General features: G+C 45.8%; 13 protein-coding genes and 1 pseudogene. 10 read left to right on the forward strand and 4 right to left on the reverse strand.

Translation table 11 applies throughout. From position 1 onward, the window contains the following. The first annotated feature begins 25 nt into the window (after positions 1–25). Positions 26–844 carry a peptidylprolyl isomerase gene (locus ICN12_RS09155; protein WP_216272197.1) on the forward strand — a complete coding sequence of 273 codons (819 nt, stop codon included), beginning with the start codon at positions 26–28 and terminating at the stop codon, positions 842–844. Between the two features lie 138 nt (positions 845–982). Then, complete coding sequence (locus ICN12_RS09160) at positions 983–1,546, forward strand: phasin family protein (RefSeq protein WP_216272198.1); 564 nt, start codon at positions 983–985, stop codon at positions 1,544–1,546. A 6-nt stretch (positions 1,547–1,552) separates the two neighbouring features. Here the strand turns inward: ICN12_RS09160 and ICN12_RS09165 are convergent, their stop codons facing one another. Beyond that, positions 1,553–2,521: a sodium-dependent bicarbonate transport family permease gene (locus ICN12_RS09165; protein ID WP_216272199.1), complete on the reverse strand. Its 969-nt coding sequence runs from the start codon at positions 2,519–2,521 to the stop codon at positions 1,553–1,555. Positions 2,522–2,524: 3 nt separating this feature from the next. Then, positions 2,525–3,397 carry a LysR family transcriptional regulator gene (locus ICN12_RS09170; protein ID WP_216862178.1) on the reverse strand — a complete coding sequence of 291 codons (873 nt, stop codon included), beginning with the start codon at positions 3,395–3,397 and terminating at the stop codon, positions 2,525–2,527. A gap of 119 nt (positions 3,398–3,516) precedes the next feature. On the opposite strand from ICN12_RS09170, the pseudogene ICN12_RS10925 reads away from it, so the two are divergent. The 7 genes and pseudogenes from ICN12_RS10925 to ICN12_RS09200 form a co-directional block, all read left to right on the forward strand. After that, positions 3,517–4,185 (forward strand): annotated as a pseudogene (locus ICN12_RS10925) (TerC family protein); the annotation flags it as partial. Positions 4,186–4,278: 93 nt separating this feature from the next. Then, on the forward strand, positions 4,279–4,788 hold the full coding sequence (locus ICN12_RS10930) for a universal stress protein (protein WP_255537784.1): 510 nt from the start codon (positions 4,279–4,281) through the stop codon (positions 4,786–4,788). An 808-nt stretch (positions 4,789–5,596) separates the two neighbouring features. Then, positions 5,597–6,862, forward strand: a complete 1,266-nt coding sequence (locus ICN12_RS09180) for a TolC family protein (protein ID WP_216272201.1) — start codon at positions 5,597–5,599, stop codon at positions 6,860–6,862. Beyond that, on the forward strand, positions 6,859–8,205 hold the full coding sequence (locus ICN12_RS09185; protein ID WP_216272202.1) for an efflux RND transporter periplasmic adaptor subunit: 1,347 nt from the start codon (positions 6,859–6,861) through the stop codon (positions 8,203–8,205). The genes ICN12_RS09180 and ICN12_RS09185 overlap by 4 nt, the downstream gene beginning before the upstream one ends. Before the next feature lie 5 nt (positions 8,206–8,210). After that, positions 8,211–11,306, forward strand: coding sequence for an efflux RND transporter permease subunit (locus ICN12_RS09190; RefSeq protein WP_216272203.1), 3,096 nt, complete (start codon positions 8,211–8,213; stop codon positions 11,304–11,306). Then, complete coding sequence (locus ICN12_RS09195; protein WP_216272204.1) at positions 11,303–11,626, forward strand: P-II family nitrogen regulator; 324 nt, start codon at positions 11,303–11,305, stop codon at positions 11,624–11,626. The genes ICN12_RS09190 and ICN12_RS09195 overlap by 4 nt, the downstream gene beginning before the upstream one ends. Positions 11,627–11,737: 111 nt before the next feature. Then, positions 11,738–14,650 carry an FAD-binding and (Fe-S)-binding domain-containing protein gene (locus tag ICN12_RS09200; protein WP_216272205.1) on the forward strand — a complete coding sequence of 971 codons (2,913 nt, stop codon included), beginning with the start codon at positions 11,738–11,740 and terminating at the stop codon, positions 14,648–14,650. A 92-nt stretch (positions 14,651–14,742) separates the two neighbouring features. On the opposite strand, the gene ahpF is transcribed toward ICN12_RS09200, so the two are convergent. Both ahpF and ahpC read right to left on the reverse strand, forming a co-directional pair. After that, positions 14,743–16,287, reverse strand: coding sequence for an alkyl hydroperoxide reductase subunit F (gene ahpF / locus ICN12_RS09205; RefSeq protein WP_216272206.1), 1,545 nt, complete (start codon positions 16,285–16,287; stop codon positions 14,743–14,745). A gap of 120 nt (positions 16,288–16,407) precedes the next feature. Then, positions 16,408–16,971 carry an alkyl hydroperoxide reductase subunit C gene (gene ahpC, locus ICN12_RS09210; RefSeq protein WP_216272207.1) on the reverse strand — a complete coding sequence of 188 codons (564 nt, stop codon included), beginning with the start codon at positions 16,969–16,971 and terminating at the stop codon, positions 16,408–16,410. A 210-nt stretch (positions 16,972–17,181) separates the two neighbouring features. On the opposite strand from ahpC, the gene ICN12_RS09215 reads away from it, so the two are divergent. Further along, positions 17,182–17,790 carry a glutathione S-transferase gene (locus tag ICN12_RS09215; RefSeq protein ID WP_216272208.1) on the forward strand — a complete coding sequence of 203 codons (609 nt, stop codon included), beginning with the start codon at positions 17,182–17,184 and terminating at the stop codon, positions 17,788–17,790. Positions 17,791–18,014 lie beyond the last annotated feature (224 nt).

Here is an 18,014-nt window from a genome sequence, read left to right on the forward strand (position 1 = left end):
TATACATTTTAGAAAAGAGTTATTCATGAAATCATCCTTCATCCGCAGTCTTGTGACGGTAGTCCTATCTTTAACCTTGGTGACTGTTGCCCATGCTCAAGACGAATTACCTATTAATGCAGCAGCCTCAGTCAACGGTGTGATTATCTCTAATGACACCGTTGAGCAAGGCATTCAGGCGGCATTGTCCCAAGGTCAAAAAGATTCACCAGAGCTTCGCAAAGCAGTCTTAGGGAAGATGATTGAAATCTCCCTCTTGTCGCAACAAGCAGATAAAGACGGGCTCGCGAATTCTGATAAAGCGAATCGTCAGTTAGCCTTGATTCGTCAAAACTATTTGGCAGATTTAGAGCTATCGACTTTTATGTCAAAAAATCCCGTGACTGATGCTGATGTACAAGCTGAATACAATCGTGAGATTGCCTCTTTAGGTTCGCAGGGCATGATCGTGGAATATAAAGTAAGTGATATTGCTGTAGCCACTGAAGCTGATGCGCAAGCTGCCTTAGCCAGAATTAAAAAGGGCGAGTCTTTTGATAAGGTGGCCAAGAGCGTTTCATTGGCGCCAAATAAAGTTCAGGGCGGGGCCGTGGGTTGGGTTCAAGCAGGGCAGACCTTACCGCAGATTGCTAGCGTCCTGATTACACTGTCTAAGGGTCAGGTGTCCCCGGCGCCTATTCAAATGCCACAAGGCTGGTATTTAATTAAGCTGGAAGATAAAAAATCTAGCAAACCGCCTACTTTTGAACAGGCTAAGGCAGCTGTTCGCAATGGCTTGACACAGAAAAAGCAATTTGAATTCTTGTCACAATTGCGTCAGGGCGCCAATATTGTCGTGCGCTAAGCTATTCGCTAATTATTAAAAAGGGCGCCCAAGGGCGCTCTTTTGCATTCTAGGTAAGTCTCTAGCGGTTTTTCTCTATCTGAATGTTGTTCATTCGGGAGTAGATTTAAACAATAACTGATTGAACAAGGGGCGAAAATGAGCAAGAATCCATTTGATTTAAGTGCAGTTGCAAATCAGACCAAAGGAGTCGAGGCGGCTAAGGCGGTTGGCCAAGTGGCATTGACGAGTGCTCAGGCGATTGCTCAGTTAAATCAACGGGCCGCACAAGAGCTTGCTTCTCGCCTGCAAACTAAAGTTGCTCAGCTCATGAAAACCCAAGACCCAAAGGCGGCATTTGATTATGTGCATGCTGAGGTGCTGCAAGATGCGGCGAAAGAAGTTGCCGACTATCAGGCCCAGCTTTTTCAAGCTTTGGCCAGTGGCAATAAAGAGCTAGCGAAGATTGCGGAGGCCATGATTAAAGAATCACAACATGACTTGATTCATTTTGTAAATGAAGCCACTCAAAATGCGCCCGCTGGAACAGAACCCTACACCTCAGTATTCAAAACTTCCTTTAGTAATGCGCTCCAGAATTTTGAATTGATTCGCGCGGCAATGGCAGACTCATTTGTAAACTTTGAGAAGAGTGTGGAAAACATGAGTCAGTTTTCCACAGCACAAAACAATACCACTGCACCAAAGCCAAAAAAGAAATAGTGTTTTTTATATTACTAACTTGGCAATCATGGCATATAGAGGAATGCCTAAAATAATATTGAACGGGAAGGTGATGCCCAGGGACATACCCATATATAGGGCTGGATTCACCTCCGGCAACGCATGTCGTAAAACAGCTGGCACGGCAATGTAGGAGGCGCTTGAAGCAAGAACCATCAGCAAAATAGTATTGCCAAGTGGCAGGCCAATCAGCTTGCAGAGTGCCAATGCGATGAGAGCATGTGAGAGCGGGGAGGCAACTGCATAGAGCAGGGTGATGGGTGGCTTGCCACGTAGGCCTTTAATATTTCTGGCTGCCATTAGCCCCATGTCCAATAGAAAAAATGCGAGCATTCCCTTGAAAAGATCAATAGAAAACGGCGCCATCAGTTTTTGACCTGCATCTCCGCTTACTAGGCCAACCACCATCGACCCAAGCAGCAAGAGTTGTGCTCCGTCGGTGAAGGACTCATGCAGAATTTTTGAGATACCAGTTTGCTGAATGCTGGTTTGAATTTGGGTCGCATGCGCAACCCTTGCTTTGTTTGCTAAAACAATTGCCAAGATGATCGCTGGGGACTCCATCAGCGCCATCGCCGCTGCCATATGGCCGCCATAGCTGATATTGAATTGATCCAAATATTGAGTAGCCGTGATGAATGTCACGGCACTGACAGAGCCATAGGTAGCAGCAACAGCCGCCGCATCAAATGCATTTAGTTTGGTTCTGAGAATTTGATAGCCAATGATGGGAATCAGAACCGCTAAAAATATTGCGAGACCAAGTGAGAGGGCGATTTCTGTTGTAAAGCCTGATTTATGTAGCGCAAATCCACCCTTGAGGCCCAGCGCCATTAATAAGTAGAGCGATAGAAAACGAGCAATTGGTTGCGGAATTTCCAGGTTCGACTTCACGGCACCAGCAAATGCGCCAAATATAAAAAACAGGATTGCTGGATCTAAAAAATTTGCCATAACCTAACGCCTGATAATTGCTTCTACTAGTGGGTGCTGAATTTTCTTCTCTGAGCGAATAGCGTAAAAATATTCGTAGATGTTCTCACACTTGCCAATCATTTCGATGTGATACGTTTCTTGTAAATCTTTCTTGATGCTTTCCCCGGCTGGAAAAACCCCAAGACCGCTGGCTGCAAAGGTTTTCAGTAGGGCGCTATCCTCGAACTCGCCGGCAATATTCGGGTTGATACCGTTTTCAGCAAACCATTGATCTATCAAGTGACGAACCTTTGAGTGAGAGGTTGGCAGCAGAATAGGCAACTCATTCAGGCACGCAGGAAAGGCTTTCTTGGACTGCTTGAGTAGCTTCTTGGAGCCAAACCAAGCAATTGATGACTTGATTAATTCTTCGCTGTAGACATGAAGATTTTTGTTGATTGGAGCAGGTCTATCGGCAAGCACAATATCTAACCTATGTAAGGCTAGATCTGCCAAGAGATCCTCAAATTCACCTTCATGCGCAATCAGTTGCACATCATTTTTTTCTAGGATGGGTTCCAGTAATTGCTTAGTTACCAGCTTGGGCAAACCATCCGATACGCCAACCGTAATTTTGGTTTTAGGAGAGCTTGCAGCCTCCCTTACTGCTTCAGGCAGGCGCTCGCCTAAGAGAAAGATTTGGTCGGCAATTTCGAGGGCAGCAAACCCAGATTCGGTTAGGGCAATACCCCGACCAGCCGGTTTAAATAGTAGATACCCCAATGATTTCTCTAATTCATGCACTTGGGCGCTAATCGTCTGGATCGCGATATTGAGGCGTTCAGCAGCCTTAGACATGCTGGCTTCCTTGGCTACTACCCAGAAGTAGTAAAGGTGACGGTAGTTATAGAGCATTTTAATTGTCAGGTTTTTACGAAATTACTATCAATATATCTCTGCTTTTATATAAGTGCAAATCAGCCTAAATTAACCCTATGTAAATCCATGGAATTCATGGGTAATTAAATGAGGAGATGACATTGGAACTATTTAGCCCGGAATTTTTTTCGGCTTTGCTGGCAATTATTGTGATTGACTTGGTGCTCGCAGGTGATAACGCTATTGTTATTGCGCTGGCTGCCAGAAACCTGCCGGCACATTTGCAGAAAAAAGCGATTGTATGGGGCGCTGTTGGAGCGATCGCGGTACGTAGTGCTATGACTTTATTGGTTGTCTATTTGCTGAAGATTCCTGGTTTGATGCTGATAGGTGGATTGCTTTTGGTTTGGATTGCTTACCGCCTACTCAACCCTACGCAAGATGGTAATGAGCATGGGCAAGCATCCACTACCTTTTTTGGGGCAATGAAAACTATTGTGGTTGCAGATGCCATCATGGGTCTAGACAATGTTCTTGCGGTAGCGGGTGCATCCCACGGCAGTTACGTGCTTGTTGTCCTTGGATTGTTAATTAGCATTCCAGTGGTTATCTGGGGCTCTACGCAAATACTCAAACTGGTCGAGCGCTTCCCTTCTGTGACCTATTTGGGTGCTGGCGTGCTGGCATGGACAGCTGTAAAAATGATGACCTCTGAGCCTATTTCTCAAGAGTGGCTTGCATCTCAGAACTCAGCTTTGGAGTACGTGATTCAAGTGGTGGTTGTATTGGGTGTATTAACAAGTGGCTTTATTAGAAGTAGGCGCGCACTTGAAGATGTGATTGCTTCTTCGGTTGTTGTTCCGGAGTCTGCAAAGTTCGTTTCACTAGAGCAGTCCCCTAATTTTGGAGAAAGCAAAATGAATAAAATTCTGATTCCAGTAGACTGTTCAAAAAATTCCGATATGGCAGTAAGGCACGCTGTAAGGACTTACGGGCAAGATCCAAACGCCTATTTTTATCTGTGCAATGTGCAGCCTACTTTATATCGTCATATCGGCAAATTTTTGAGTAAGCAAAACATTAATGAATGGCATGCTGAGCGTGCGGCTCAGGGTGCAGCCTCAGCATCTGCTTACCTCGAAAAGCATGGCTTGAACTTTTCCTTTGCCTATGTATGCGGCGATAAAGGTAGTGCTATTCGCGATGAAGCAATGCGACTTGAATGTAATCGTATTGTGATTGGCACTTCAAAGAAAAACTCTCTGAGCAGATTGTTCGAGAACTCCACTACTGCCAAGCTATTGGAAATTAGCGATATTCCGGTAGAGGTAGTAACCGGCAGCTCCTTGCCTGCACTTGAGCGTTGGGGCATTCCGGCTCTAGGTGCTGGTGCGGCAACCGCGCTGATGGCTGTAGTGATCGATTAGTTTTAATCCTGCTGTTCTCTTTTATGCCCTCGTCTTGAGGGCATTTTTTTTAACTGTATATATTCAGTTAAATACTGAAATAAAGTCAATAAAAGTCTGCTTTATTAGGACTAAAGAATGCCCTATTCTGAGCCTATGTTTAACAGAGGAGAGATGTCAATGAATGTGATCTTAGATGCTAGGGAAGAGGTCGAGTCAGAATTAAAGGTCTTCACAGAGAATCGAGTGAAGTTTTCTTTGAAGCGGCTTTTTTGGATGGTGCGAAAAATCAAGATTCAATACACTGCAGTTACATCGTCGACGACGAATTGCAATCAACATTGTATGATTAGCTTGGAGACATTTGACCATCACCAAATCGAGGTGAGTATGACGGCGAGAGATAAGCGAATGGCTCTGGAAATGTGTCTTAAGAAAATCTATAAGCTGGTTCAGAAGGCGTTTCATAAAAGTCAACAATATGGGCGTTTTTCAAAACATGTCTACGTATGAGAAATTCACCTCTCATTCAATTTATTTCCCATAAGTATGATCTAATTACTTTCATACATATGGGGAGTAGCCTGCTCAGTTTTCAGAGTCTCTTATGCCGTCAATTCGACCTTCGGGTCCGGTGTATGGGTGAGTTGATATCAAGGCAAGACCATTTAAATTTTTATAAATGGTTATATAAGTGAATTTATTGCCCCAACTCTCGAAATACTTCCCAAAATCCGCTTTTGCATCCCTTATTTGGGGAATTTCTCGGCCCTCAATGTCCAGATGGCGAGATAATGGGAATTCCTATTTATTCTCTAAAATTGCTGTAATGAATCGCTTAATGCCCGCTTTAATCATCATCGTTTGCATGCTGTTGGCAGGCGGCGTGAGTGCACAAGGGCAAAAACCGCTGACGGTCAATGAGCTGATTGCAATTGCCCTTGAATCTAGTCCTCAGGTCTTGGCTGCAAGAGATCAATCTAAGGCAATTAAAGGGCAGCTATCTTCAGCTCGTGCCATTCCAAATCCTGAGTTTGAATTAAATACTGGCCAGCAAAAATCAGCAACTGGACCTTTGACGACCGGTAACGTCTCATCATGGTCCGTAACTCAGCCGCTAGATATGCCTTACACCCGGTTTCCGCGCGTGAATGCTGCTGAAGCCAATGTGCGTGCTGCGGAAGCTACTCGTATCGCCTTTGAAATAGAGATGATTTCTAGAGTGCAGCAACGCTTTTATGAATTGATGCGTCGTGATGCGGAATTAAAAGCTGCCGAAGAAGATTTGGGTCTGACAAAGCAAATTCGTGATCGCATGCAAATTCGTTATGACGTTGGGGAAACTGCGCGTTTTGAACTCATTCGTGCGCAGACTGAATTTTTGAATGCACAAATCAATGCTGAATCGAGCAAGCTCAGAGTCGATCAGGCCAAGGGCCAGCTAAGGCAAGTGGTTGGGCATAACTTGCCTGCAGACTTTGAGGTGGTATCTCAGCCCCTCAAGATAGAACCATTGCCCCCTTTGCCGACCTTGCTCAGTGAGTTGCATGCACAAAGTCCTGAGCTACAAAAAGCAAAGGCAGAAGTTGAGGCTACCGAATCCAGATTGAGCTTTGAGCAGAATTCTCGTTTACCGCGACTCTCTATCAAGGCTCAGCAATATAACGACCCCAACTTTACTGATCGTCTTTATGGCCTAGTGGTGAGCATCCCTATTTGGGACTTTAAGGGTGGCCAGATAGCGGAGGCGGAGGCCAATGCATCTAGAGCTAAGAATCAACTCAGTGCTCAAAGTCAAAGCCTAGAGCAGCAGTTAGAGACAGCGTATAAGCTCTACCAGATGACAAGTTATCAGGTAAAAATTCTAGATCAAGATGTTGTGCAGTTGGCATCCAGTGCACGGCGCATTGCAGAGGTCTCTTACCGCTATGGCGAGCGGGGAATGCTTGAATATTTGGATGCACAAAGAACATTTAGAGTGGCTCGTAACGATTTGATTAAGGCTCGCTTTGATTTGGCTTCAGTCGTAACTGAGATACAACGTTTAAGGGCAACTCCAGAGTGGATTGCAAAAATTGAGAGTGGAAAGCAATGAAGCAAGAGTTCATGGCAGCAGTTGGTAAATTCAAGGAGTTCTACTCTCGCTATATGGCAGTTGCAAAAGCCTATACGCAGGAGTGGATAGCCACCGTCATCAAAACCCAAAATGATTTGTATGCCCATACTCATCAGTGGTTTAGCTCACACCTGCCTCGTGTGGCAACACAATACGACCATAGTCCTCAATGGGCGCAGAAAGGGCTTTTTTATCTCCCTTGGTTTTGCTTATTTCTGATCATCCTCAATTACTTCAATGTATTTGATCGCAGCCCAACGATTAAGTCCGTTCAAGACCCCAATGTGGTGATTGTCAATGATGATCTACGTAGCATGACTACGGATGGGCGTATCTACACGGGTTCTTTTGTTGAGGAGCTCCGTGCATCTGGACGTATTGATTTCAACGAACTGTTTCTTTCTCGTATTGGTGCAAACGTCACGGGGCGCGTATCTGATATCTTGGCAATTCCTGGTCAGCTTGTTAAGCAGGGTGACATTTTGGCGAAGATTACTTCTACAGAATTAACGCAATCTCAGCTGTCTTACTTGAAGGCGAAGAGTGCTAGCCAGTTGGCAGATCAAGCTGCTAATCGCGCCAGAATTTTATATAAAGAAGATGTGATTGCGCTTTCTGAGCTGCAAAGGCGTGAGGCTGAGGCCAGCAGCTCAAAGGCGGAGTATCGGGCGGCCAATGATCAATTGCGCGTGCAGGGAATGGATCAACCTAGCATTGATCGCTTGGCAAAGTCCGGTGTGATTGAGTCAACCAATAATGTAATCGCCACCATTCCAGGTGAAATTGTTGAGCGTAAGATTAATAAAGGTCAGGTTGTGCAACCAGCAGATGCCTTGTTTACGGTGGCCGATCTCGGTTCTTTATGGGCTGTCTCAGAGATTCCAGAGAGTAATGCTTATCTCATTCATAAAGGCCAGAAAGTGACCTTAATTATTCCTGCCTTAAGAAATGCAGAGATTGAGGGTGTAGTTGCGCACGTAGACTCTATTGTTAATCCACAAACTCGTACGGTGGTTGTCAGGATGGAAGTACCCAATAAAGAAGGTCAGATTAAGCCAGGAATGCTGGCAACCATGCTGATTGAAAGTCAGCCAACAGAAAAGTTACTTGTTCCGGTGAGCGCTGTGATTCGTGAAGATAATCATGATCACGTTTTTATTCGTGAGGATGATGAAACTTATCGTATGGTTGCCGTGAAGCTTGGGCCAGAGGGCAAAGGCTACCGTCCAGTGATTTCTGGGGTTAAAGAGGGTCAAGAGATTGCAGTGAACGGTGCTTATCACCTCAATACCGAGCGCAAGCGACAGCTTAGTGGTGGATAGTCATCATGATTGAAAAAATTGTTCGTCTTTCATTACAGCAGAGGCTATTAATAGTCATTATTGCGATTGTTCTGATGGTTGCAGGTCTATTGGCTACCAAACGATTATCAGTAGACGCATTCCCAGATGTCACCAATGTGCAAGTGCAGATTGCTTCAGAGGCTCCGGGCCGCTCTCCAGAAGAGGTGGAGCGATTTGTAACGGTTCCGATTGAGCTCGGTATGACAGGATTGCCTGGCTTAACTGAAATGCGCTCACTCAATCGTAATGGCTTATCGGTAATTACGTTGGTATTTACTGAGAAAACAGATTTGTATTTTGCGCGGCAGTTAGTCACCGAGCGCCTAATTGAAGTGGCTGCAAAAATGCCGGTGGGAATAACGCCAGTCATGGCTCCGCCATCGACCGGGCTGGGCGAAATCTATCAGTACACCCTCGACCATCCTTCTGATGGAAAAAGAGAGCTCACCGTTGAAGAGCTTGAAGATCGTCGTGCTGTACAAGATTGGATTGTGCGCCCCATGTTGCGCTCCGTGGCAGGAGTAGCAGAGATCAATACCCAAGGCGGTTATGCGCGTGAATATCAAGTCCTAGTTAACCCAGAAAGATTGCGCCACTATCAAATTAGTTTGCGCGAGGTATATGAGGCGCTTGCGAGAAATAATTCCAATTCTGGTGGCGGCCAATTGCCAACGTATGCGGAAAGATATCTGATTCGTGGTGTGGGCCTCATCACTAAACCGGAAGATATCGGAAAAATTATTCTCAAGGAAGTAAAAGGCATTCCGGTCTACGTGAAAAACGTTGCGGAGGTTACGATTGGGAGCGAGATTCGGCAGGGCGCTGCCATTAAAAATGGTTATACCGAGAGCGTTGCCGGCATTATTCAGATGATTCGTGGTGGTAATGCGCGGGATGTAGTCAATCGCATCAAGCTTAAGGTTGCTGAGATTAACGAGGGTAAGTTATTGCCGGATGGCCTCCAAATCGTTCCCTTCTATGACCGTACGGATTTGGTGAATGCCGCCATGTTTAATGTGGCCAAGGTCTTAATCGAGGGCGTGATCCTAGTTGTGATTCTGCTCTTTTTATTCTTGGGCGATGTTCGTTCATCGCTCATCGTAGTTGCTACTCTTATTCTGACGCCGCTTCTCACATTCTTGGTTATGAATCGCTACGGTATCTCTGCCAACTTGATGTCATTGGGCGGCCTTGCTATTGCGATTGGCATCATGGTTGATGGCTCGGTCGTCGTTGTGGAGAATACATTTGCTAAGTTAGGCGAAAAGTTAAAAACTGGAGAATCTAAAAACCGAATTATCTTGGAGGCCGCAAGCGAGGTTGGGACTCCCGTGCTCTTCGGTGTGGGTATCATTATTTTGGTTTTCATGCCCCTGCTTTCGCTTGAAGGTATGGAGGGAAAGATGTTTGCACCAATGGCCATCACCATTGCCATTGCGCTAACAATATCTCTGATTCTCTCGTTTACCCTATCTCCAGTGCTGTGCTCCTACATCCTTAAAGGGGGTAGCGAAGATGACACCAAGTTGGTTGGTCGCCTGCGTGCTCCCTATGAACGTTGGCTACATTGGAGTTTGGCAAATCCGAAGTTGGTAGTGAAGCGGTCTTTGATTGCTTTAGGAATTAGCTTAGTAGGCTTTGTTTTGTTGGGCAAGGCATTTATTCCTGTGATGCAGGAGGGCTCTATTACCCCGGTGATTGTGCGTGCTCCAAATATTTCTTTAGATGAGTCGATCAAGCTGGAGTTTGAAGCAATCAAGCGCATTATGACCATCCCCGGGGTTGAGATGGCGGTATCTCGCCTGGGCAAGGGCGAGTCCCCGGCAGACCCTGGTCAGCCAAATGAATCTGATCCAATTGTGACGCTCAAGCCTTTGGGTGATCGTAAGCTGAGTCAAGAAGAGATAGCACAAGAGATTCGTGACAAGTTAAAAACCCTTCCGGGAATTGAGTTGTCAATTTCGCAGCCGATTGCTGCACGCGTAGATGAAATGGTTTCCGGCGTTCGTTCTCAGGTTGCGATCAAGATTTTTGGAGATGATCTGGTTCTTTTGCAAAAGTTGGGTGCGCAGATTAGTCAGGTCTTAACAAAGATGAAGGGCAGCACCGACTTGCGCATTGAGCAGGCTTCTGGACAAAACTACCTCAATATTGTGATCAATAGAGACGCCATCGCACGATATGGTATTAACGTATCGGATGTTAATGAGGTTATTGAAACCGCTATCGGTGGTAAGCAGGCCAGTACCGTTTACGAGGGGGAGAGGCGCTTTCCTCTAGTGCTGCGTTATCCATCTCCTTATAGAAATAAAGTAGATGCAATTGAAAATATCATTTTGCATTCCCCTGATGGCGCCCAAGTTTTGATGCGCGATTTGGCTGAGATAACTTTAGTCGATGGCCCAGCACAAATTTCTCGCGAGTCTGGTAAGCGACGTTTGGTAGTGGGTGTGAACGTGGAAGGCCGAGATCTTGGTGGCTTTGTAGAAGAGGCTCAATCACGCATAGCTAAAGATGTGGAATTACCTCAAGGCTATGTTTTAGAGTGGGGCGGGCAGTTTGAGAATATGCAACGTGCGATGGCACGTTTGATGATCATCATTCCATTGACCATCCTCGCAATTTACTTCCTGCTGTTCATGCTCTTTAAATCCATGCGCTTGGCTGGCCTCATCATCTTGGTGCTCCCGTTTGCTTCGATTGGTGGAGTGTTTGGTTTATTTATCACCGGAGAGTATTTGTCAGTACCTGCGGCAGTGGGATTCATCAACCTCTGGGGTATCGCAGTACTCAACGGTGTGGTATTAATCTCCTTTATTAAGCAACTGCGTGAAGACGGCTACTCCATGGAAGATGCCTTATTGCATGGTTGTGGCCATCGCTTTAGGCCGGTGATGATGACGGCCTCTGTCGCCATGTTGGCCTTAGTACCAATGCTATTTTCTGGCGGCCCAGGATCGGAGGTCACTCGTCCTCTCGCGGCAGTAGTGATTTCAGGATTAATTACTTCAACCGCATTAACATTACTAGTACTCCCCGTCTTATACAGATGGTTTGAAGATAAAGAGGTAGAAGCATGATGGAAGTGAAGGCGGTTATTCGCCCAAATAAATTAGCCGCCCTCAGAACGGCATTAATGGAAACTCCAGGCTTTCCAGGCATGACTGTGACTAAGGTTGAGGGATGTAGCGCACCCAATAGAACAGGTAAATTCAACATCAAAGATGAGTTGACTGACTATTCTGCAAAAGTGAAGATTGAAATAGTCTGCAATGACGAAGTTGCAGAGGTTTTTATGGATCGCATCGTGACCATTTGCCAAACAGGTCAAGTTGGGGATGGCGTGGTTTGGTGCAGCGAGGTTCCAAAGGCTTTCTTTATCGCAAAGTCCACTCCATAAATTAGTTCAAATTAAGCTTATTTGATTAATTTGGCAAGAATCACAAATGCGTAGAAATTGTTAGAATGTACAGTGCCTAAAAAGGCTGATTGCATCTAACAAGGATTAATAATGGGTGGTATTTCTCAGTGGGAGCAACTCAATATAGAGCTGACAGCAGCTCTTGGTAGCTCTGTTCATTTTGATACAGCCCATCAGGCGGTGTACGCCTCGGAAGCATCCAATTACCGTCAAATTCCGATTGGGGTTGTTACACCCAAAAATACTGAAGAGTTTGTAAAAGGAATTGAGATTTGCTATCGCAATAAAGCGCCTGTATTAATGCGTGGTGCTGGCACTTCCATGAACGGCCAGACAGTCAATAATGCAGTGGTTTTTGACATCTCCAAGTACTGCAATCACATCCTTGCCCTAGATCCTGAGGCTGGCGCGGCTATTGTTGAGCCCGGTGTGATTTGTGATTCTTTGCGTGATGCTGCTGAGTTGCACGGATTAACTTTTGCACCAGACCCTTCCACTCATAGTCGTTGCACCTTGGGCGGCATGGTTGCTAATAACTCTTGTGGCGCCCATTCTGTAATGGCAGGTAAGACGCTTGAGAATACCGAGGCGCTAGAGATCTTGACCTATGATGGCGAGCGTTTTTGGGTTGGCCCTACATCTGACCAAGAGTTAGCAGAAATCATAGCTGCTGGTGGTCGTAAGGGTCAAATCTATCAAGACTTGCTGACCTTGCGTGATCGCTATGCGGATCTCATTCGTGCGCGCTTCCCTAATATCAAACGCCGCGTTTCAGGGTATAACTTAGATCAGCTTTTGCCTGAGAATGGCTTTAACGTTGCACGAGCCTTAGTGGGTACCGAGGGTACTTGCGCTCTTACTTTGGCAGCCAAAGTGCGATTAGTGAAGAGCCCCGCTAAACGAGTGGTGTTGGTATTGGGTTTTGAAGATATTTATGTTGCTGGCGATGCTGTGCCTGAGTATCAATTATTTAATCCAATCGCTATCGAAGGTTTGGATTACAAAATTATTCGTGGCTTACAACAGCGTAATTTAGCTAAAGCTGAAATTGATTTATTGCCGCCCGGAAATGCTTGGGTGGTAGTGGAGTTTGGTGACGACACACTTGAAGGCGCAATAGCTCAAGCTGAAAAAGCGGAGCGGTATTTCAAGGCAAGAACCAAAGGACCTCAGCCATCAACATGGCTAGTACCTGATCCATCGGTGCAAAAACGCATCTGGTCGATTCGGGAAAATGGCGCATCTGCTACCCATCTGTCGATTGATCCTAATTCGCCTGATCCTGTTGTGGGATGGGAGGACGCTGCGGTTGATCCAGCGCGTTTGGGTGAGTATTTGCGAGCCTTCCAGGCGCTAGTCGATTCTTATGAGTATGAAACTTCACTCTACGGACACTTTGGTGATGGCTGCATTCATGCGCGCATTACCTTTAACTTGCGATCTGCAGAAGGGGTTGCTAAATTTAGATCCTTCATTCGGGATGCGGCTACCTTAGTGGTTGAGTTTGGCGGCTCACTCACTGGTGAGCATGGAGACGGCCAGGCCAGAGCGGAATTTCTCCCCATTATGTTTGGTGAGGAGTTGATGGGGGCTATGCATGAGTTCAAGCGCATTTGGGATCCGCAGAACAAGCTCAACCCGGGTAAGGTGGTTCATCCATATCGCGTAGATGAAAACCTGCGCATGGGTCCAGAATATAAGGTCGTCAACATCAAGACGCGCCTCAATTTCTTAAGCCAAGAAGGTAATGGCTTTCAAAGGGCGGTAGAGCGTTGTGTTGGTATGGGAAAGTGCCGTAGTGAAAAAGTGGGCACGATGTGTCCAAGCTATCGCGCTACTAAAGAAGAACGCTTCTCTACCCGTGGCCGTTCAAGACTCTTTTGGGAAATGCTGCAAGGCGAAGTCATTACCGATGGTTGGGAGAGCAAAGAGCTCAAAGAGGCTCTCGATACTTGCCTCTCCTGTAAGGGTTGCAAGAGTGATTGTCCGGCTCACGTTGATATGGCTTCCTATAAGGCGGAATTTTTATCTCACTACCATGAGAAAAATAGCAGGCCTCGCCAGGCATTAACGATGGGTCGTATTGGAGATTGGGCGCCATTGGCGAGCAATTTTTCTGGGCTAATTAATGCTGTGATGAAGACCCCAGTTTTATCTAGTATTGCTAAATGGGTTGGTGGTGTAGCGCAAGAACGCAGCTTACCCAAATTTGCAAGTCAATCGTTTAGAAAGCAGTTCAAGCAATCTACCAGTGCAAACCTAGGGCAGAAAAAAGTCATTCTTTGGGTCGACACGTTTTGCGAACACTTTCATCCGGAAGTGGCAAATGCGGCAGTAGAGGTGCTGGCTCATGCAGGCTTTGAGGCGACCTTGCCCAAGACCCCTTTGTGTTGTGGGCGTCCTTTATATGATTTCGGATACCTTGATCTAGCCAAGCAAAAGCTCGAGAAAATTCTGGATGCGATTGGAAGTGAAATTCAATCAAATCCAGATGCGCCCATTGCGGTTGTAGGTCTTGAGCCTGGGTGTATGTCGGTCTTTAAGGATGAGCTATTGAAGTTCTTTCCAAATGACCCAAGGGCAAAGTTATTGTCATCTAGCACTTATCTACTTGGTGATTTCTTGTATGAGAATGGCTACATACCCCCGCCACTGGACTGCGATATCTTGGTTCACTCCCACTGCCACCAGAAGTCTTTGTTTGGCACTAAGGGCGATGTAGCGCTATTGACTGCATTAGGCGCTAAAGCGAATTACATTGATAGTGGCTGCTGCGGTATGGCTGGCTCATTTGGATTTAATCCTGAGCATGTCGAGATCTCAAAAGCGGTTGGAGAGTTGGTATTGCTTCCAGCAATCCGAGCTGCCGATCAAGAAACAATCATTCTCACCAATGGCTTCAGCTGTAGAGAGCAGATTGAGCAAGAAACTGGCCGAAAGGTTAAGCACTTAGCTGAACTTTTGCAGATGGCTCATCAAGCTCAACCGGCAAAGATTCATTAAGACGGCAATAGTTGAGTTAGGAAAAACCCATCAACAAAAAATCCCCGAATGAGAGTTCGGGGATTTTTTTTGTTTAAGGTACTTATGCTGATTTAAGAGCGAATCAAATAATCAAATGCAGAGAGTGAGGCTTTAGCACCTTCACCCATGGCGATAATGATTTGCTTATAGGGCACAGTAGTGCAGTCACCCGCAGCAAATACTCCAGGCATAGAGGTCTCGCCTTTCTGGCCAATGATGATTTCACCGCGAGGGGATAGATCAATCACGCCCTTTAGCCAATCGGTATTGGGAAGCAATCCAATTTGAACGAAGATGCCTTCAAGTCCAATGTCATGCATCTGATTGTTAGCTCGATCTTCATATCGCAAAGTTGTTACTTTTCCGTCTGCGCCCAAGACTTCTTTGCTCAAGGCATTAGTAATCACGGTAACGTTAGGCAAGCTGTGTAATTTCTTTTGGAGGACTGCATCAGCACGCAGCTTGGTATCAAACTCAACCAAGGTAACGTGACTCACAATGCCCGCCAAATCAATTGCAGCCTCAACCCCAGAGTTTCCTCCGCCGATGACTGCAACACGCTTACCTTTGTATAAGGGGCCGTCACAGTGCGGGCAATACGCTACCCCTTTGCCCCGGTACTCTTGCTCCCCGGGCACATTCATTTCACGCCAGCGTGCGCCAGTGCTCAAAATGACGGTCTTACTTTTGAGGGTGGCGCCATTTTCTAATGTGATCTCAATTTCCTCGCCGGTCTTGCTTAAGCTCTTAGCTGTTTGAAGATTCATGACATCAACGTCGTATGCCTTCACATGTTGCTCCAGTGCCATCACTAACTTAGGGCCTTCTGTCTCTTTAACGGAAATAAAGTTTTCAATCCCCACGGTATCGGCAACCTGACCGCCAAAACGCTGAGCCACAATTCCGGTTCTAATGCCTTTTCTGGCCGAATAAATTGCGGCAGAGGCGCCAGCAGGCCCACCCCCAATGATTAAGGAGTCATAGGATGCTTTAGCGCTAATCTTTTCTGCATCTCGTGCTGAAGAGTGGGTATCAAGCTTTGCGGCAATTTCTTCAACACTCATGCGGCCTTGACCAAAGACTTCACCATTCAGAATCACGGTTGGTACTGCCATGATCTGATATTGATCTACCAAGCCCTGGAAGAGGGCGCCATCAATCATCTCGTGCTCGATATTGGGATTAAGAGCAGCCATGAGGTTTAGGGCCTGTACTACATCCGGACAGTTATGGCATGACAAAGAAATGAATGTCTGAAAACGCTTTTTACCATCGAGACTCTTAATGCTATCAATAACATCCTGCTCTACTTTTGGTGGATAGCCACTGGATTGCAAAATGGCCAAGATGAAAGAGGTCATCTCATGACCCATAGGTAATCCTGAGAACGCAATGCGAGCCACTTCATCGACCTTGCTTACTGTAAAGCTAGGAATATTTTTGCTATTGCCGGCAGTCTTAAGGGTGATCTTGTCAGATTGCTCCGCAACCTCGTTTAATAGCTCTAGCATCTGAGCGGATTGCGTGCTGTCATCTAAGCTAGCTTCTAAAACGATAGGGTTCACTATCTTTTCAAAATAAACCTTGAGCTGGGCTTTAATGTTGGTGTCTAACATGATGTATTCCTGGGTATTTAATCTTGATGAGTCTATTGGGTAGGGGGGGGATCATTCTTCCTACCCAATAGACTCTCCGAAGAGAGTCTATTGATTACTAGTGAATGCTGACTGCTGAGCTTAGATCTTGCCTACGAGATCCAAGGATGGAGTCAATGTTGCTGCGCCTTCTTTCCACTTCGCTGGGCAAACTTCACCTGGGTGAGCGGCTGTGTATTGAGCGGCCGTGAGCTTACGCAATGTCTCGGAGATATCGCGAGCGATTTCGTTAGAGTGCACTTCAGCTGTCTTGATGATGCCTTCAGGATTGATGATGAATGTGCCGCGCAATGCTAGGCCTTCTTCTTCAATGTGAACGCCAAAACCACGTGTGAGTGTGTGTGTTGGATCGCCAACCAGTGGGAACTTCGCCTTGCCTACAGCAGGTGAAGTCTCATGCCACACTTTGTGTGAAAAATGAGTATCGGTAGTGATGATGTATACCTCTGCACCCATCTTCTGGAATGCAGCATAGTTATCAGCCGCATCTTCAATTTCTGTTGGGCAGTTAAATGTAAATGCTGCTGGCATGAAAATCAATACAGACCATTTGCCTTTGAGGGTTTCATCGGAAACAGTTACAAACTTGCCATTGTGGAAAGCTTGGGTCTTGAATGGTGGAACTGGGGTGTTGATTAGTGACATGGTTTCTCCTGTAAAAAATGAAATAGTTGATGCACAACAGAGTCCATTCTAGAGACTATTTATTTATTTGCATAATGAATAATTTAGATATTAATAATCTATTTATTAGATCAATGAACTGGATTGAATCGATAGGGGGTAATAATTTGCTTGGTCGATGTGATGAAGTTATTTCCCTTTGGTATGCTGTTCCGATAACCGAGAGATTGAATGACCCCAATTTTGTATTCCTACCGTAGATGCCCGTATGCAATGAGGGCTCGCATGGCGTTGAAATATTCAGGAATTGAAGTTGAGCACCGGGAGATTGAGTTAAGACATAAGCCGTCATCCATGCTGCTGGCATCCCCAAAGGGTACTGTTCCAGTTTTGTGTATTGATGGACTGATTTTGGATCAAAGCCTGGACATTATGCGTTGGGCTTTAGGGAGATCTGATCCCGATGGCTGGTGCGTGTTAGACGAATCGCTCTCACAAGCTTGGATTGAGAAAAATGATGGGTCATTTAAGATGCTCTTAGATCGATATAAATACCTGAATCGCTATCCAGAACTCAATCAAGTGGAAGTGTTGAGTACCGCAATAGATCTGATGCTTGCCCCAATGGAGGCTTCTTTGCAGTCTAGTCGGTATTTATTGGGCGACAGAATAACTTTGGTAGACGTGGCTATTTTTCCATTCATTAGGCAGTTCTCGATGGTTGATCCACAGGGGTTTGGGGAATTGCCACTTCCTTTCCTTAAACAGTGGCTCAATCATCATCTTCAATCCGAATTATTTAATTCGGTAATGCATAAGCACCCAGTCTGGATGGATTAAGCAATGGTATGCGGCGTGAGCTATGTTGATCTAGATCAATAGCTCAATTTGTAATGGAGGGCAAACTGAAGATGTTCTTTTACCTAATTGGAGTCCCTGGGTAATACCCCCGCCCCTTAACCTGAGTTAAAAGTAGAATTTCTAAGTTGTTTGATTTAAAGGAAATTCTATGAAAACCTCCCGCTTTACCGATAGCCAAATCATGGCCATCCTCAAACAAGCCG

The sequence above is a fragment of the Polynucleobacter sp. AM-25C3 genome (assembly GCF_018882335.1).
Classification (GTDB): Bacteria; Pseudomonadota; Gammaproteobacteria; order Burkholderiales; family Burkholderiaceae; genus Polynucleobacter.

Excerpts from the sequence above, each read along its gene's own strand:
- ICN12_RS09195 (WP_216272204.1), top strand. The coding sequence starts at position 11,303 with ATGATGGAAGTGAAGGCGGTTATTCGCCCAAATAAATTAGCCGCCCTC.
- ICN12_RS09185 (WP_216272202.1), top strand. The coding sequence starts at position 6,859 with ATGAAGCAAGAGTTCATGGCAGCAGTTGGTAAATTCAAGGAGTTCTAC.
- ahpF (WP_216272206.1), bottom strand. The coding sequence starts at position 16,287 with ATGTTAGACACCAACATTAAAGCCCAGCTCAAGGTTTATTTTGAAAAG.
- ICN12_RS09160 (WP_216272198.1), top strand. The coding sequence starts at position 983 with ATGAGCAAGAATCCATTTGATTTAAGTGCAGTTGCAAATCAGACCAAA.
- ICN12_RS09215 (WP_216272208.1), top strand. The coding sequence starts at position 17,182 with ATGACCCCAATTTTGTATTCCTACCGTAGATGCCCGTATGCAATGAGG.
- ICN12_RS09190 (WP_216272203.1), top strand. The coding sequence starts at position 8,211 with ATGATTGAAAAAATTGTTCGTCTTTCATTACAGCAGAGGCTATTAATA.
- ICN12_RS09200 (WP_216272205.1), top strand. The coding sequence starts at position 11,738 with ATGGGTGGTATTTCTCAGTGGGAGCAACTCAATATAGAGCTGACAGCA.
- ICN12_RS09165 (WP_216272199.1), bottom strand. The coding sequence starts at position 2,521 with ATGGCAAATTTTTTAGATCCAGCAATCCTGTTTTTTATATTTGGCGCA.
- ICN12_RS09170 (WP_216862178.1), bottom strand. The coding sequence starts at position 3,397 with ATGCTCTATAACTACCGTCACCTTTACTACTTCTGGGTAGTAGCCAAG.
- ahpC (WP_216272207.1), bottom strand. The coding sequence starts at position 16,971 with ATGTCACTAATCAACACCCCAGTTCCACCATTCAAGACCCAAGCTTTC.
- ICN12_RS09155 (WP_216272197.1), top strand. The coding sequence starts at position 26 with ATGAAATCATCCTTCATCCGCAGTCTTGTGACGGTAGTCCTATCTTTA.
- ICN12_RS10930 (WP_255537784.1), top strand. The coding sequence starts at position 4,279 with ATGAATAAAATTCTGATTCCAGTAGACTGTTCAAAAAATTCCGATATG.
- ICN12_RS09180 (WP_216272201.1), top strand. The coding sequence starts at position 5,597 with ATGAATCGCTTAATGCCCGCTTTAATCATCATCGTTTGCATGCTGTTG.